Here is a 16,999-nt window from a genome sequence, read left to right as displayed (position 1 = left end):
TACATGAGAATCAATATTTTTTTCATTATCCCCTCCTTGCATGGTGGTGGATCTGAGCGATTTGTTACGCATCTGGTAAAGAATCTGAATGCAGTTAAATTTAATATAACACTGGTATTAGTTAGAAAAGAAGGTGTATTCTTAAGTGAGATTCCATCTCATGTCCGAATTTTGGATTTGAATCTTAGCAGGACAAGGTATGCTCCATTTAAAGTAATAAAACTGATCTGGCGGCATAAACCGGATATTGTATTCTCTACTCTCGGTCATTTAAATCTAGTCATTGCAGCAATAAGGCATGTTCTCCCAAAATCAACTAAATTTATTGCCAGAGAATCAAGCACAGTAAGTGTACACAACAAAAATGAGGTATATCCAGCCTTATTTGATTTTCTGTTCAGAACAGTCTATAGATCATTTGATAAAATTGTGTGTCAATCCCGATACATGCAGCATGATCTACTAAAGAATTATAATATACCTGTTGAGAAAACGATAGTTATCAATAACCCAATAGATGAGGACTATATCCGTTTCAAGGCAGGCATGGCTAGCACACCGTTTCCGGCGGACAAAATAAATTTTGTGGCGGTTGGAAGGCTGTCCAAAGAAAAGGGGTTTGATAGACTAATAGAATCATTCAAGATTATTCGGGATAAAAGCATACACTTAAACATTATTGGGGACGGTGTGGATAAAGTAAAGCTGCAACAATATGTGGCAGCAGCAGGGCTCGGTGAGAGCATTTCGTTTTTAGGTTTTCAGAGTAATCCATACCCGTATATGGAATCTGCCAAGGCTCTTATTCAAACATCATACTATGAAGGCTTTCCGAATGTAATAATAGAAGCAAATGCTTGCGGCACACCGGTAATTGGATTCAAAAGCCCAGGGGGTATTGCCGAAATTGTTGACAATATCAAAAGCGGATGGCTGATTGAGGACGGCAATTTGGCTGAATTAGCTAATAAGATACAGGAAGTAGCCTATATTAAATTTGATCCGGAATCTGCAAAGAGTTATACATCAGCCAGATTCTCTTTAAAGAAAATAATCGGCGAATACGAACAGTTGTTCATCAGCATTCTTAACAGGAAAGCATAAGGATATATAGATGAGAGTATCGTTAAATAATATACTATTTTATTCATTACTTACGCTCCCTATTTCTTTCAAAATCCAGTTTTATGAAGGGGTGTTTTTATACCCGCAGGAGATAATTATGGCTTTAGTTATTCTACTAATTGTCATTGTTGATTCAAAAAGATATTTGCATTTACCTAAATATATAAGTCCTTTCTTTTATTATTTAATTTCGATTGGCATCATTGTACTATGCACTCTCATTTCATTCGCCAACTATATTGATATTTCTGGTCTGTTTAAATCTATTAAGTATGGGCTTTATATTGTAGCGATATGCCTTATTGCTAAAAATAACTTTTACTCGTTTGTCGATACATTTAATAAAATAGCATTCTTAAGTATTCTGTTCACTATATCCCTTTATGCTATCCAGTGGTACAACTATCCAGGTAGCACTGGCGATTATTTCTCACTTACTACATGGGATGTAAACTACGTACCTTCTGGGTTATCAAATCTGAACTTAAGCCTTTCTGATTTCACTTTTTCCCGGTCGGCTGGTAATCATGGTATTTATGGGTCTTACTTAGTCCTTGTATACATCCTCAATATTCACATTTTAGTTTCTGAAAATATAAAGGAGAATAAGTTTAGTTTGATTTTAGTAATATTAGCGGTTTTCAATTTACTCCTATTAACCTCAAGGGAGTCTATATTGATTTTTGTGCTGGTTAATGCAGCCTTTTTTCTAAAAGATTTGCTTCGTCTCAGGATAAAAAAAATATACTTCTACTTTTTTATAGCGCTTTCGGTATTCCTGATCGTAATCATCTCAAAAGGCGTCAATTTGGGTCTTATTAATAAGATACAGTATACAATTGAATCATTTTCAACCTCTGGAGGGGAGCAGAATCTGAACCTTAGGTTCAATGTATGGGTATTAATTCTGCTTTCTTATCTGTTGTTCCCATTACACCTTTTAATAGGCTATGGTTATAATGAACCTAATTTTATAGATTACCTAGAACAGACAAATGCGGAATTAGCTCACTTTCAGCATTTTGCCACCGTTCCTGAAAGTTTGTTCTTTGTAATGCTAGCATATGGAGGCATTCTTGCGCTAATATCCATTTGCCTTTTTTTCTTAACCATTTTGCTTAAAACCTTTAATCTGCGTAAATTTTCTCCCCTTCATACACTTTTCTTTTATTTTGTGATAGGACTGCTTATAACTAATAATACTGGAGCATCTCTTATGTCGGATTTACTTCTGGCACAGTTTTCTCTTTTTTATATTTTCATCAACAAGACTTATGAGCAAGATAAAGCTGTTGCTTATAACCGTTAGGGCAGATTACGGTGGAGGGCCGCGCCACGTAGATTTACTTATAAATAATATTTCTGCTGACTTTAAAGTACATGTGGCCTGTCCCGATGATAAGCCCTATTACGGCTTATGGCAGCGAAATCAGCATGTTAATGGTATTTTCAATCTACCCCATCGTAAGTTTAAAACGAGCGCGCTTTTAGCTCTATCTAAATTTATAAAAGAAAATAGTATCTCCGTTGTCCACTCACATGGGAAAGGAGCAGGCGTTTACTCTCGATTTCTGAAAATACTAAACCCTGCACTAAAAGTAGTTCATACCTTCCACGGCGTGCATACACAGGAGTATGGCAAAGTAGCCAAGATGCTTTACTACGGCTATGAAAATGCAGCCAAACACCTGACAGACAAGTTCATCAATGTGTCTTATGGAGAAGGGGATATTTGCGTTACAGGTGGGTTTTGCCAAAAGGAGAAGCAGACAACGATTTACAACGGCGTTCCTGATCTTTCTACACTCACAAAAGCGAATGGAAAGAGCTCAGCAGAGACATTTGAAGTAGTCTCTATCTCCAGGTTTGACTTTTCAAAGCATATGCAGCTAGCTTTGAAAATTGCTGCCCTACTTCACGATCATAAGCACATTAAGTTTATCTGGGTTGGCGATGGTCCGGACAAGCTAAGCTTGGAGAAACAGGCGGAATCGGATGGGTTAACTAATATTGTATTTACCGGTTTTACTGATAATCCCGAGAAATATTTACAATCAGCTAAACTATACCTGTCTACCTCTAGATGGGAAGGTCTACCACTCTCTTTGGTGGAAGCAGCATCATTGAGTATTCCGATCGTGGCTACTAATGTGACAGGCAATAATGAAGTGGTTCAACATGGTGTAAACGGTTTTTTGTACCAATCAGATTCTCCTCAGGATGCAGCAGATGCTATTATAAAGCTGATTCAGAATCAAGCGCTACTTGATGAATTTTCGAATAATTCCCGAAGAATATATGAAGATAAGTTCACGGTTGATTTGATGGTGAATAAAACTGAACTGGTGTATAAAACCTAATTAGTTTCAATTTACTGCCGATGTAGTTATATTGCCAAACTTATCAAAATGATTACTATGATAGACAGAGACTTAAATTATGGCAGGCACATCATCAAAAGCTATCTGTCTTCAGAAGGTGTTGGTCCTAAGACTGTATTAGATTTAGGCGCTGGTCAGGGAGCTGATTTGCTGATTGCACGACATGCAAACCCTGAAGCGACATTACACGCTGTCGAGTGCTATGGCCCCTACATAGAAAGTTTAAAATCGAAAAATATAGAGGTTCATTCATTGAACATTGAATGTGATTCACTACCGTTTGAAGACCAGTCTATCGATATAGTGATTGCAAACCAGATATTGGAACATACGAAGGAAATCTTCTGGATATTCCATGAAGTAACAAGAGTCCTAAAACCTGGTGGCAAATTTATAGTGGGGGTTCCTAACTTGGCATCATTTCACAATAGACTTATGCTATTATTTGGCTCCCAACCGACTAGTTTAAAGAACAATAGCGCTCATGTGAGAGGTTATACTTTACCTGATCTAAAAAGATTTGTACATTCTTGTTTCCCGAATGGGTATAAGATTTCTAAATTTGCCGGGAGCAATTTTTATCCTTTTCCTCCAATGCTGGCTCGGCCATTAGCGAGTCTCCTACCTAGTATGGCATGGGCGATTTTTCTAATGCTGGAAAAAAAGAATACTTACACCAATGAGTTTCTGAATTATCCGATAACGGAGAGGCTGGAAACTAACTTCTATTTAGGCAAATAGTGAAAACAGCTATAGTACATGATTGGATTCCATTAATGGGGGGAGCCGAAAAAGTATTGGAAGAAATTCACCGTTCTTATCCGGGGAACATCTATACTTTAATGAAAAACGAGGACGCTATTAAAGGCACTTATTTCAGCAATTGTACTATCAATACCTCTTTCATCCAAAGATTACCTTTCTCCAAGAATAAATATAGAAGCTATTTGCCATTATTTCCAATGGCGGTAGAGCAGTTCAACCTTACTGGGTATGACTTGGTCATATCCTCTTCTTATGCAGTTGCGAAGGGCGCTCTGACGAATTCAAATCAGCTCCACATTTGCTACTGCCACTCCCCTATTCGTTATGCCTGGGATCTTTATCATCAATACCTGGAGGAAGCAAACTTAAAGAAAGGTATCAAGGGGATAATTGCAAAATCTGTTCTCCATTATATAAGGTTATGGGATGCGTCAACTATTAACCGAGTAGACCATTTCATTGCTAACTCGAACTACATTGCAAGGCGGATTAAGAAAGTTTATAATAGGGAGGCTACTGTCATTTACCCTCCAGTTGACGTGGATAATTTCAGTCTTTGTGTAAACAAGGAAGATTTCTATATGACCGCTTCACGTATGGTATCATACAAGAGAATAGATCTGATAGTAGAAGCCTTCTCAAAAATGCCAGACAAGAAGCTGATTGTAATAGGTGAAGGTCCTGATTTTAATAAGATTAAAGCGAAAGCAGGCAATAATATTATAATGTTAGGTTACCAGCCTTACGATGTGCTTAAAGACCACATGCAACGTGCTAAAGCATTTGTCTTTGCAGCCGAAGAGGATTTTGGTATTACACCTGTCGAGGCACAAGCCTGTGGTACTCCGGTGATAGCCTTCGGAAAAGGTGGCACCTTGGAAACAGTTAAACTTGAGACAGGTGTGTTTTTCTATTCCCAAGAATGCGATAGTATCATAAAGGCTGTAGACGAGTTTGAATCCCGAGCTCACATTTTTGATAGTTATGTAATAAGGGCAAATGCGGAGAGGTTCAGCAGGCAAAACTTTGTTGCTAATTTCAAGTCCTTTATCAAGAGCAAGTACGATGAGTTTATACAACAGGATTAGTGGCGTAACACAAGGAGTGCGAGAAGACTACTTAGCACTACTAACTTATATTTACGCTCTCCTGTTACCACTACCAAATAATTTAAAATCTCCTGCTCTTATCTTATTAGCCATCATATGGCTTATACAAGGTATAAAAACGGGATTTAACTTAAAGGATATTTTGAGAAACAGAGTTTTCCAATTATTCCTGCTTTTATACTTCCTCTACTTTATCTCATTTTTACTTAGTCCTAACAAAGAGTCATTGGATCTTCTTATACTCCAAACCTCTATTCCACTACTACCACTCATCTTTTATCAAAAATTAGAGCGAAAGGAGATTCGATATGCAGTACTCTGCTTTGCGGTTAGTACCTTCTTTGTTTCAATTTGGGCATTGTATAAAACTTATACTGTCTACTTCAACTCATTTGATATCACTTATGAGAACCTGAAAACATTAAATTGGGCCTATTTCTCATTCACCTTACCTATTTCCATAAACTTTCATGCCCCCTATTTTGGCCTATATGTTGGTACCGCTTTTGTTGTAACCCTTCATACCGTGTATCAAAGTGAATTAGCACGACTGCGGTGGCCTCTTAAAGTATTAATGATAATTGGAATCATATATTTTCTGATTTTTCTGGCAGTACTTTCATCACGGACAGCATTATTTGCTACAATAGGTGTATCTTCTATAGTACTTACTGTTCACCTCATTCTCAAAAAAAAGATTTACCTAACTGTTGCTCTCGTTGTAATAGCTACACTCTTTTCTTTAACAGCATACAATACAATTCCTTATTTATTTGCCAAAATGAGTAGTTCTGCTGGCCATAGTGAAAGGCAGATTTTATGGACTACAGCACTCTCAGTGATAAAGGAAAACCCTGTATGGGGAGTGACAACAGGCGAAAGAACTAAAATACTGCAGAACAAATACGAAGAAATTAATTTTGAATCAGGTATAGAAAATAACCTGAATGCCCATAATCAGTATCTGGATATCGCAGTTTCATTGGGTATACCTGGCTTGGTCGTTCTTATTTTGTGCTATTCGGCTATCATACAATATGCTTCTTCACATCACAATGGGCTGCTACTGATGTTCATCTTAATCTTTTCGCTTTGCTCAGTTACAGAATCACTTCTTCATAGGCAATTCGGTGTAGTATTATTTTCGTTCTTCTGCGCTATATTTGTCTTTGCTGAAAAACCAAAGCCAAATTAATTTAAATGCCCGGCCTGTACTCCCGATATATCAAACCTATACATGCATTAGGCGATGCAGTAGCTATCTCTATTTCAGCTGCAGGTGCTTACTGGCTGGCGGAGGGGACTTTAGCTGGTTTTTTCACACAACCTTATGCTAATTTTCTGGCTTATGGTCTGATAGCCTGGTTTGTGTGTACGAGTTTACTCGGTATTTATAAGTTTTACCGGGTTACCCGTCTCCTCAAGATAGTGGTGAACGTACTGAAAGTGACGCTGCTCTATTTGATTCTGATAGAGGCAATCCTCAATATACTGGATACTTCAGAATTCTCCCGAAGCTTCTTACTACACCATTATTTAATGCTGGCCAGTCTGGTGATCCTTTGGCGTATTATCGTCATCACATCATTGAGAGTGTACAGAAAGAAGGGGTACAATTACCGAAAAGTAATCATTATCGGGTACACGGCACCAGGGAAAGAACTGCGTCGCTTCTTCAAAAACCACCCGGAGCATGGCTACCGTTTTATGGGCTTCTTTGATGACAAGCAAGTGCAGGAATCCGATGTGGTCGGTAAAATTGATGAAATCGAGGAGTTTGTGACGCAAAACGATGTCGATGAGATCTACTGTAGTCCCTTTGAGCTGCAGAAGCATCAAATCGTGCGACTGCTTAATTTTGTAGATAACAACCTGATCCGCCTGAAATTTCTGCCTGAGCCAGGCGGACTGCCCTACCAGAAGCTACAGGTAGATTTCTATGACATGCTGCCCGTGCTTATTTTCCGCTCGATTCCGCTTGACGATTCGATCAATAAGTTTCTGAAGCGTAGTTTCGATATCGTGTTCTCATCACTTGTCATTTTGTTCATCCTTTCGTGGCTGCTTCCTATTCTGGCTATCCTTATCAGGCTCGACTCTAAAGGTCCTATCTTTTTTAAGCAGGAGCGCTCCGGGTTGGACAACCAAAAGTTTAAGTGCTGGAAGCTCCGTACCATGTACGTGAACAACGAGGCCAACTCCAAACAGGCCCAGCGCGGGGATTCCCGCATCACACCGATCGGGGCCTTCCTTCGCAAAACCAGTTTGGATGAATTGCCGCAGTTCTTCAATGTACTGATGGGACAGATGTCGATTGTAGGTCCAAGACCGCACATGCTTAGCCATACCATGTACTACTCCACGCTGGTGGATAAGTTCATGGTGCGTCATTTCATCAAACCAGGTATTACGGGCTTGTCACAGGTGCGTGGCTTCCGAGGCGACACGAGTGAGATACACCAGATGCGCGGCCGTGTGAAACTTGATATTTTTTATCTCGAAAACTGGTCATTCATCCTCGATCTCAAAATTGTCTTCTACACGGTGTACAACATGCTGCGGGGCGAGGATAACGCATTTTAAAAATCAGCCCACGCATTTGCTCCTGTTTTAGTAACTTCGCCTGCAAAGTTGAAAACATGAGCAAGGAAAAACCATCTATACCGAAAGGAACACGTGACTTTGGCCCCGCTGTGGTGGTCAAGCGCAATTATATATTTGGCGTGATCAAACGCACCTTCGAGAAATTCGGCTACCTGCCGCTCGAAACCCCCGCCATGGAGCAGCTGTCTGTGCTGACTGGCAAGTACGGCGATGAAGGCGACCAGCTGATCTTCAAAATCCTCAATTCAGGTGATTTCCTATCCAAAACAACAGCCAATGATATTGAGCAGGGTTCGAAGCACCTGACCCGCAAGATTTCCGAGAAAGCACTTCGCTACGACCTGACGGTACCATTCGCCCGCTTCGTAGTAATGAACCGCAACGAGATTAGCTTCCCTTTTAAGCGCTACCAGATTCAACCGGTGTGGCGTGCCGATCGTCCGCAGCGTGGCCGCTATCGCGAGTTTTACCAGTGCGATGCTGATGTGGTGGGTACCAACTCCCTGCTTTGTGAAGCCGAGATCGTGCAGATGATCGACGAGGTGCTGGTTAGCTTGGGTATGACAGACTTCACGATCAAGATCAACCACCGGGGTATACTGGCAGGTATAGCAGAGGCCATCGGAGAGAAAGGTCGTGAGGGCGACATTTGCGTGGCCATTGACAAACTTGACAAGATCGGGGCGGAAGGCGTGCGCAAAGAGTTGCTGGAGCGAGGTATAGCCGAGGGTGCCGTGGATAGACTGGAGCCGCTTTACAACCTGAAAGGGTCTAACCAGGAAATATTAGACCAACTTCAAACACTGCTAGGTAATACAGAAGAAGGGCAGCGAGGCCTGAAAGACCTTCGGGAGGTATGGGAGTACCTGGAGAACCTGGGAAGTGATGCTCTTGTAACACAGAACCCATCCGGTCAGCCACGCCTGCAGCTGGATGTGACACTGGCCCGTGGCCTCTCCTACTACACCGGCTGCATCTTTGAAGTGAAGGTGAACAACGCCAATATGGGCAGCATCAGCGGCGGTGGCCGTTACGACAACCTGACAGGCATGTTTGGTATGCCAGGCGTTTCGGGTGTCGGCTTCTCATTTGGTGTAGACCGTATTTATGATGTGCTGGAAGAGCTGCAGCTGTTCCCGGCAAGCAGTGAGGTGGGTACTAAGGTGCTCCTCGTGCAGTTTGACAAGGAATCAGAGCGCTACGCCCTGCCCCTGCTGCAGAAACTGCGCAACGCAGGTATAGCTTCGGAGCTGTATCCAGAAAGTGCCAAGTTGAAAAAGCAGATGAGCTATGCTGACCAGAAGAAAATACCGTTTGTGCTGCTGGTAGGTTCCGAGGAAATGACATCCGGCAAGCTGAAGCTGCGTGACATGCAGTCCGGCGAGCAGGACGAGCTATACATCGACGACATCATCGCCCAGTTAAAATCTGAATCACTATAAACAAACAGCATGAGTGAAGTTCACCATATCTCCAGTCAGCACCTGAGCCTGGAGCGCATCGAGGAAATCATCAGCCGCAGGTATAGTCTGGCCCTATCGCAAGAGGCGGAAGAGCGTATTTTGCACTGCTACGACTACCTGCACCGCAAGATCGCCAGCTCCGACAAGAGCATTTACGGCATCAATACCGGCTTCGGGTCGCTTTATAAAAAGCAGATCTCGCACGACAACCTGGAGCAGCTGCAGCGCAACCTGATGATGTCGCATGCCTGCGGGATGGGCGACGAGGTGCCGGCTGAGGTAGTAAAACTGATGCTCCTGCTCAAGATTCAGTCGCTGGCCTATGGCAACAGCGGAGTGCAGTTGCAGACCGTGAAGCGCCTGATCGACTTTTATAACCGCGACATCTATCCAATCGTGTACCAGCAGGGTTCACTTGGGGCCAGTGGTGACCTGGCTCCGCTGGCGCACCTCTGCCTGCCGCTGATCGGATTGGGAGAGGTATACTACCAGGGCTACCGCTTGGAGAGCCGCCACGTGCTGGAGATGTTCAGCTGGGAACCGATTGCCCTACAGGCCAAAGAAGGACTTGCTTTGCTCAACGGTACCCAGTTTATGAGTGCCTATGGGGTGCATTGTTTGCTGCAGGGTCGCCGGTTGTCGCGCACGGCTGATGTGGTAGGAGCTCTGTCCCTGGATGCTTTCGACGGACGCATTGAGCCGTTTAACCACCTGATTCACCAGGCGCGTCCGCATAGGGGCCAGATTGAGACGGCTGCGAATTTCCGCCAGCTGCTACAGGGCAGTGATCTGATCAGCCAGTTCAAGCAACATGTGCAGGACCCCTACTCCTTCCGCTGCATTCCGCAGGTACACGGCGCATCGAAAGACGCCATACGCTATGCTGAGGGGGTGATCCTGACTGAGATCAATTCCGTAACCGACAATCCGAACATCTTCCCGGACGAAGACGAAATTATTTCGGGCGGTAACTTCCATGGGCAGCCGCTTGCCCTAGCACTGGATTTTCTGGCGATTGCATTGGCTGAGCTGGGCAGTATATCCGAGCGGCGTACGTACCAGCTGATCTCAGGCAGCCGCGGTTTACCTGATTTCCTGGTAGCGGAGCCCGGACTGAACTCTGGCTTTATGATCACGCAGTATACGGCGGCATCCATTGTAAGCCAAACCAAACAGCTTTGCACGCCTGCTTCCATTGACACGATCCCATCCTCCAACGGACAGGAAGACCATGTGAGCATGGGCTCTAATGCGGCCACGAAACTGTATAAAGTGGTGCAAAATGTGGAGCGGGTACTGGCTATTGAGCTGATGAATGCTGCGCAAGCGCTGGAATTCAGACGTCCGCTACGCAGCTCACCACTGCTGGAGCAGCTGTTTGCTGAATATCGTGAGCAGATCCCTTTTGTGAGTACCGACCGGGTGATGCATCCGGATATGGAACGAAGCGTAGACTTTATCAGGGCTTGCAGCTTACCTATTGTACAGTAGTAAGTGACGATACACAAAAAGAGAGATCCGCAACAGTTTTTGGTACTGTTGCGGATCTCTCTTTTTAATTGCCTGCGTTGATTTACACTTCCCAGTTAACAAAGACTTTTACTATACCTGAATTTTAGGTACAGGCTTTTCTCCTATCCCTTGCTTGACTATATTCGTAGCACACCCTATACCTATCGCTTGAGACTGCTGCTGTTCATATCGTTTCTTTTCGCTGCTATACCTGTTTTGGGACAGGAAGGCTGTTTTAGGGCTATACAAAATGAGCAGGAAGTGAAAGTGATCTGCGCAGGTATACCGGTATATTTTCAGGATTGCAGTTCCGACCAAAACCCATTGTATACCACATTCTATGATCCGGGACCAGAGGCATTTGATCCACAAAACTTCGATCAGAATGAACTGGTGAACCGCGGGGCCGACGGGCGGTTTCAATATACTTTCACGGAGCCCGGCAAATACATCATCACGCAGATCATCAATCGCGGAGGTGGCAACAGCACCACAATTGAGCCCCAGGAATTTGAAGTAGTCGCGACTCCTGCTCCCAGTTTCACGGTGCAGCCCTGCGCCAGCAGATCGGTTCAGGTCTCCATTGCGGACATCGGATACAACTCGTACGACATTGATTATGGGGACAACACCGTAGTACGAGGCGTGGCAGCCGGCGAACAACCGTTCTACACTTATCAGGGTACAGCTGCTTCTTTTACCATCGCGGTGCGTGGCAAGTACACGGGCAGCTCCTGTGAGAAAAGCGGTACCAACACTGTCACGCTACTGCCGACTCCTCCCACACCTCTGATCGCAAAGCTGGAAGTGCAGCGGGAGGCGGGAGATGGTGAGATCCTGTTCACGTTGGAGAATCTGCAACCGGGCTACCGCTATGTGCTGGAGCGACGCAGCACAGCAGCTGGCAATTTTGAACCAATCTTTACAAGTGCGCCAGCTACTCAAAACAGGTGGGTTGACTTCAGGATAGGCAATGTGGACACCCGGCAGCCCCTACAGTTCCGGATCCGACCTGCCGATAACTGCGGCAATCAGTTGCCTATCTTTTCAGCTCCCGTTAGCAGCCTGGTACTGGGTGTGCAGACGGGCAATGAACTGGCTAACCTCAGCTGGACAGGTATAGGAGACAATGTGCAGCGCTACCAGGTATACCGCGAGGGCAATCTGGTTGCAGAGCTGAACAGCAATACGCCCACTTATACCGACCTCAACCTGAGTTGCGGACAAAACTACTGCTACCAGGTAATCAGCACACTGAACAACGGACAAAGCCGCTCGATTTCAGCTTCCCGCTGCGTGCAGGCCACCTCAACAGCCACGCCGCCGGCCGGTTACCTGTACAGCACCTACGACTTTAACAATCAGGTACAAGTGGCACTCACGATTCCAGAAGGCCAGACAGCCCAGCAGATCCGTTTCCAGCGCAGCATCGACGGGGCTCCCTTTGCTGATCTGGCAACCGGCGCACAGACAGCGTACACAGACCCGCTGCAACCGCTGAGTCCGGCTTGCTACCGCGCCAGCTATACCAACCCCTGTGAGCGCAGCTCGGCTCTCAGCAATACCACCTGCCCGGTATACCTGATCGCGCTACCCCAGGAGAACGCCCCGGTTGTCTCGTTGGGCTGGACGGGCTATGTTGGTTTTCCGGATGGCGTGAGCCAGTATACGCTAGAGCTTCTGAATGCTGAAGGTCGGGTGGTCAGTAGTATGCCGGTTACGGGCAATACCTACACCGACCGCAACCTGAGTGAGGAACTGCAGGAACTGCGCTACCGTATCCGGGTGACTTCCGGTAACGGCACTGCCTCCTCTTATTCTAACACCGTGGTCATCCAGCAGCCTTTGCAGGTGCATATTCCCAATGCCTTTACGCCAAACGGTGATGGGCTCAATGATGTGCTCGAAGTGAAGGGGCGCTTCATCAGGTCCTTCAACATCAAGGTATACAACGGCATGGGGCAGGTCGTGTTTGCCTCTGACGACCGCAACAACAGCTGGGACGGCACCTACCAGGGCAAACCACAGCCAGCAGGAGCCTATGCCTACGAAATCAACATTGTGAGTAATAACGGGGAAGCAAAACGCCGCACCGGCACTGTCACGCTTCTGCGCTAGTCCAGGACCGGTACGGCGTAACTCACTATCTATCAACTACTATTTTCACAGTCTGCACCCCATCAGCACTGGTAATCCGAGCCAGATACATGCCTTTTTTCAAAGAGGAAACATCCAACTGCACTTCGGTGATTTCGCCTGCTTTCGCATGGCCTTGTCTTATCTGCTGCATCAGTGCCCCTTTCATATCAAACAGCTGCAGCTCGTAAGCACTTTCCACAGCCGGGGTAAAACGTATCGTCGTGCGTGCATCAGCTGGATTTGGATAGGCCAGCAGTTCGGCTGATGCCAGTCTCTGCATACCTTCCCCATTAGCAGCAAACAGGTCGCGGTTGTCTTTCCTTCCATTGATCACGATGTTGCCCCAACCGATGCGGGGACCGGTTTCAGATGACAGGTCGTAAATATCACCTCTGGACTCAAAGTTGTCGAACACAACTGCATTGCCACGGTTAAGGTCCCAGATGCGGATACGGAGCTGGTCGTTGGGGTCGTTCTTGCCTTTGCCACCCGCGTCGCGCACCGACACGATATACCCGAATCGACCTACGCCCTGCAGTTGTGCCGTCCCTTTCCAGATGGCCTGGTTGCCGGTGATCACCAGCCAGTCGAGTGCTCCGCTTTGGGAGAACTTCTGCTTGTTCACGGTCAGCTGCACTGTGCCTTGCGGTCTGGTGGCGTGCTTGTTCTGATACCGGACAGAGAACGAAAATTCAGCTTCGAGCTTTTGGCTACTACCACCCAACCCGAAATCGGCCAATGCGATACTGCCAGAGCCCTGCACATGGCCGGCTTCCGGATCATAAATGACATGCCACTGGTTATAGTCGCTGTTGGTCGCTTCGAGGCAGCTTTCGGAAAAGTCGAGCCCCACCTGGTAGATACCCGCCTGAGTATAGGTATGCTTGCCTGTTATGCGCGGAGTGCCAAAAGCGGTATAGGACATACTCGGCTCAGAGCCGTCTCCCCAGGTCCAGCGCAGACCGGTGTCTTCTGTGAGGATGTAGGGCGAAAAGTCAGCGGTAGTGCGTGCCTCCCAGCCTGCCCGAATAGCATAAGGCGCCAGGTATAGCTGCACATTTACAGGTATAGCACATGTTGGCTCTTCCGTGGTTTGACTGTATTTTACGATTAGGAGGTCAAAATTCATATCAGGCGAGTAGACTGTATTCACCAGAAATACATTTCTGTCTTTGTCCAGAGCCAAAAGTTGTTGCGTATGATTAGCCTGCCCTTCCTTGAACACATCCCATACCCTGGCCCCATCAGAGGTCTGGTATTTCACGATTTGCACACCATCAGTAGCCCTGTACGCTACATAGATACCTCCTGCCTCGTCGAGTTCAACAGCTGAAATGGCCCCCTGGAAGGGAGAGGTCCATATAACACCGGGCTCCTCTGTGCTCAACTTGATTAGCCTGTTGTTAAAACTTGTTACGTAGGCTCCGCCAGCATTGTCAAGTATCAGGTTTGACAAGCTGCCTGAATTTGTTACCTCATCAATGGTAGGCTGCCGCCATACAAATGCCCCACTAGCTGCCTCAAACTTAAGCAGGTAGGCCACTTGCTCACCAGTGTCCAGAATGTCGAGGGCAGCCAGGTATACGCCTGACGTGGTATCAACGGCTATACCCGTCACCTGGTGTTCAGTCTGTCGGTTGCTGCTGTTGTAAATTTCGTTCCACAGCACACTACCGTCGCCGCCCGCATACTTTGCCAGAGCCAGGTTGTTTACTACAGCGGGGGCACGTTCGGTGCCAGTCACATACACATCACCTACTTCGTCCAGGGTGAAGGCAACCAACTCATTCAGGTCACTGCCTGGGTCTTGACGCCCGTAACGCTTCGTCCAGAGCTCCTGACCTGTTTCAGTGTCAACTTTGATCAGAAAATCCTCTTGAGGAAGATCAAACTGAGGACCAACCGTGCCCATGATGTAGAGATTTCCCTGCTGGTCGAGTTGTATTTCCCTGCCCAGGTTGGCATCCGTAGGACCATGCTCTTGTTTCCAGGTAGTCTCGCCCGTAGCGCCGCTCAGTTTAAGCTGCCTGATTTGCGGACGCCCATCGCTTCCGTACACGCTTAGCATCATATACACAGCGCCATCTGCGTCTACTGCCAGATGTTTGGTCTGCCTGATATCACTGTTATAGAACTGCCTCTTCCAAAGCAACTCCCCGTCAGGCGAGTACTTGAGCAAAAAAGCATGCTGGTACGGACGTGAAGCATCCGGGTTCCCGCTGGTGGCCGTAACATACACATTACCATCAGCATCCGTCACCAAGTTGGCTGGCTGGTCTATACCTGGTAAAGTGTGGATGAAGGTAGTATTGAAAACAAGCGCACCTGTAGCTGTCTGGAGGCTCGCCGCAAAAAGGTGAGAATCAACACCACCGGAGGTTCCGGTCAGGTGCAAAGTGCCTGCTTCGGATACTTTCACCCCATTCAGTACATAGGAGCTGTCTTCCTGAGAAGTATATTCCCATACCTGCTCCCCATTGGTAGCGCTATACCTGCCAACCGCATAAGCAGCATCTGAGAGTATGACGCTCAGGTAAGCATGTCCCGCCTCGTCAGTATCAAAGGCGGCAAAAGTGCCCTGGTGCAGACTTGACCAGCGTAAACTGCCATCAGCAGCGCTATACCTTGCCAGTTGAGTGCCTCCCTGCACGGTGCTGACCAGGTAGAGCCCTCCTGCCTCATCAGCCACCATCTGCTCGGGTACACCTGCACTCTGTAGCGGCTCGTGCCACACCTGATTGCCATTGGCGGCGTCATACCTGATCAGGAAGCTTCCTTCGGGTTGATCAGGATCCGTTGTATACTGTAGCCCCCAGGTATAAATACCCCCAGTTTCGTCCAGGGTAAGTTGCATGGCACGGTTCTGCAGATTGGTATCGTGCTGCACTTGCCAAAGCAGAGAGCCATCAACCCCGCTGTACTTTGTCGTCAGCATTTGGCTGGCGTTATCTAAAATACCCGTGCTGCCTGCCAGGTAGATGTCTCCCTGACTGTCCAGGGCTATACCTGCCACATGCTGGTACACATTAGGGGGCACGGTTCCAGATACAGTTTGTACCCACATCTTTTCCCCATTAGCGGCATCATACTTAAACAATTGCGTAAAGTCACCAGGCATACTAAAATGGCCAGAGCCAACCATGACCACCCCTCCCCGATTATCTGCCAATAGCTCTATGCCTGTCATCGTACTGGAAGGCGACTCCGTATTTCTCCAAACCACCTGACCATCCGCTATAGCAAATTTCACCACGTAGACCATTGTTCTGGAGCCCATGTCAACCGTGGAGGCGGCTACGTAGAAGCCCGTTTCGTCCAGTGCGACATCGTTCACTTCATGAGGATATTGGAACAGAGGGAAATGGTGCTGCCAGAGCACTTCGCCCGTGGGACTAAACTTAGTCACCACAAAGGCATCATAATTGGTAGGAGAACCCAGGGTGTTGCTTCTGCTGTTGCCCACCACATAGGTGTTGCCAACTGCATCAACGGCGCTAATAGCACCTGACTGAAACGTGGGAAAATCGCTGCCATAGCGCTGCTCCCAGGCTTCTGTAACCTGCTGTGCCAAAACAGGCTGCATTAGAAGTGAAAGGAACAAAGAAACGACTAACAGGAATCCATAGCCCCGATTAGGAAAGCGTATAAAATCTGACATAGAAATGAAGTAAATTTATTGTACCATATATAGTTATAATCACACAGAGGCAGTATTACCCTGGTATAAGAAAGCACAAAAAGGGTGTAATTTGTGGAACAGGAGCAGGTAGACTACAACTGACAAAATAGTCAATCAAGCAAACAATTTATTATATGTATAATTATAATACGAAAGTTATGACTCTCTGGATAAATAAATTTCAAAGCATTAGTGCAAATAAATTGACTGATACAATTGGAT

Annotated in this window: 11 protein-coding genes; 10 read left to right on the top strand and 1 reads right to left on the bottom strand. The window is 46.2% G+C overall.

Annotation, left to right across the window (positions count from 1 at the left end):
- The first annotated feature begins 3 nt into the window (after window positions 1–3).
- From Q1A54_RS17395 to Q1A54_RS17350, 10 genes are all read left to right on the top strand, one after another.
- Window positions 4–1,104 (top strand): glycosyltransferase, encoded by a 1,101-nt coding sequence (locus Q1A54_RS17395; protein WP_299990667.1) that lies wholly within the window; start codon window positions 4–6, stop codon window positions 1,102–1,104.
- Between the two features lie 118 nt (window positions 1,105–1,222).
- A complete protein-coding gene (locus Q1A54_RS17390; RefSeq protein ID WP_196119591.1) occupies window positions 1,223–2,434 on the top strand; it encodes an O-antigen polymerase in 1,212 nt (403 codons plus the stop codon).
- Window positions 2,400–3,485, top strand: coding sequence for a glycosyltransferase (locus Q1A54_RS17385; protein ID WP_196119593.1), 1,086 nt, complete (start codon window positions 2,400–2,402; stop codon window positions 3,483–3,485). Before Q1A54_RS17390 ends, Q1A54_RS17385 begins: the two co-directional genes overlap by 35 nt.
- 57 nt (window positions 3,486–3,542) lie before the next feature.
- Window positions 3,543–4,247: a class I SAM-dependent methyltransferase gene (locus Q1A54_RS17380; RefSeq protein WP_196119594.1), complete on the top strand. Its 705-nt coding sequence runs from the start codon at window positions 3,543–3,545 to the stop codon at window positions 4,245–4,247.
- Window positions 4,247–5,359, top strand: a complete 1,113-nt coding sequence (locus Q1A54_RS17375) for a glycosyltransferase family 4 protein (RefSeq protein ID WP_196119596.1) — start codon at window positions 4,247–4,249, stop codon at window positions 5,357–5,359. The genes Q1A54_RS17380 and Q1A54_RS17375 overlap by 1 nt, the downstream gene beginning before the upstream one ends.
- On the top strand, window positions 5,337–6,575 hold the full coding sequence (locus tag Q1A54_RS17370; RefSeq protein ID WP_196119598.1) for an O-antigen ligase family protein: 1,239 nt from the start codon (window positions 5,337–5,339) through the stop codon (window positions 6,573–6,575). Before Q1A54_RS17375 ends, Q1A54_RS17370 begins: the two co-directional genes overlap by 23 nt.
- Before the next feature lie 5 nt (window positions 6,576–6,580).
- Window positions 6,581–7,963, top strand: a complete 1,383-nt coding sequence (locus Q1A54_RS17365; RefSeq protein WP_196119608.1) for an undecaprenyl-phosphate glucose phosphotransferase — start codon at window positions 6,581–6,583, stop codon at window positions 7,961–7,963.
- A gap of 56 nt (window positions 7,964–8,019) precedes the next feature.
- Window positions 8,020–9,426, top strand: coding sequence for a histidine--tRNA ligase (hisS, locus tag Q1A54_RS17360; protein WP_299990660.1), 1,407 nt, complete (start codon window positions 8,020–8,022; stop codon window positions 9,424–9,426).
- A 9-nt stretch (window positions 9,427–9,435) separates the two neighbouring features.
- Window positions 9,436–10,938: a histidine ammonia-lyase gene (hutH, locus tag Q1A54_RS17355; RefSeq protein ID WP_299990658.1), complete on the top strand. Its 1,503-nt coding sequence runs from the start codon at window positions 9,436–9,438 to the stop codon at window positions 10,936–10,938.
- Between the two features lie 150 nt (window positions 10,939–11,088).
- Window positions 11,089–13,077 (top strand): gliding motility-associated C-terminal domain-containing protein, encoded by a 1,989-nt coding sequence (locus Q1A54_RS17350; RefSeq protein WP_299990656.1) that lies wholly within the window; start codon window positions 11,089–11,091, stop codon window positions 13,075–13,077.
- A 25-nt stretch (window positions 13,078–13,102) separates the two neighbouring features.
- Here the strand turns inward: Q1A54_RS17350 and Q1A54_RS17345 are convergent, their stop codons facing one another.
- Window positions 13,103–16,756: a PQQ-binding-like beta-propeller repeat protein gene (locus Q1A54_RS17345; protein ID WP_299990654.1), complete on the bottom strand. Its 3,654-nt coding sequence runs from the start codon at window positions 16,754–16,756 to the stop codon at window positions 13,103–13,105.
- Window positions 16,757–16,999: the final 243 nt, after the last annotated feature.

This window comes from uncultured Pontibacter sp. (assembly GCF_947502515.1).
GTDB lineage: Bacteria > Bacteroidota > Bacteroidia > Cytophagales > Hymenobacteraceae > Pontibacter.
The sequence above is the reverse complement of the archived record's forward strand: the minus strand, read 5'-3'. Positions and strand labels throughout refer to the sequence as shown.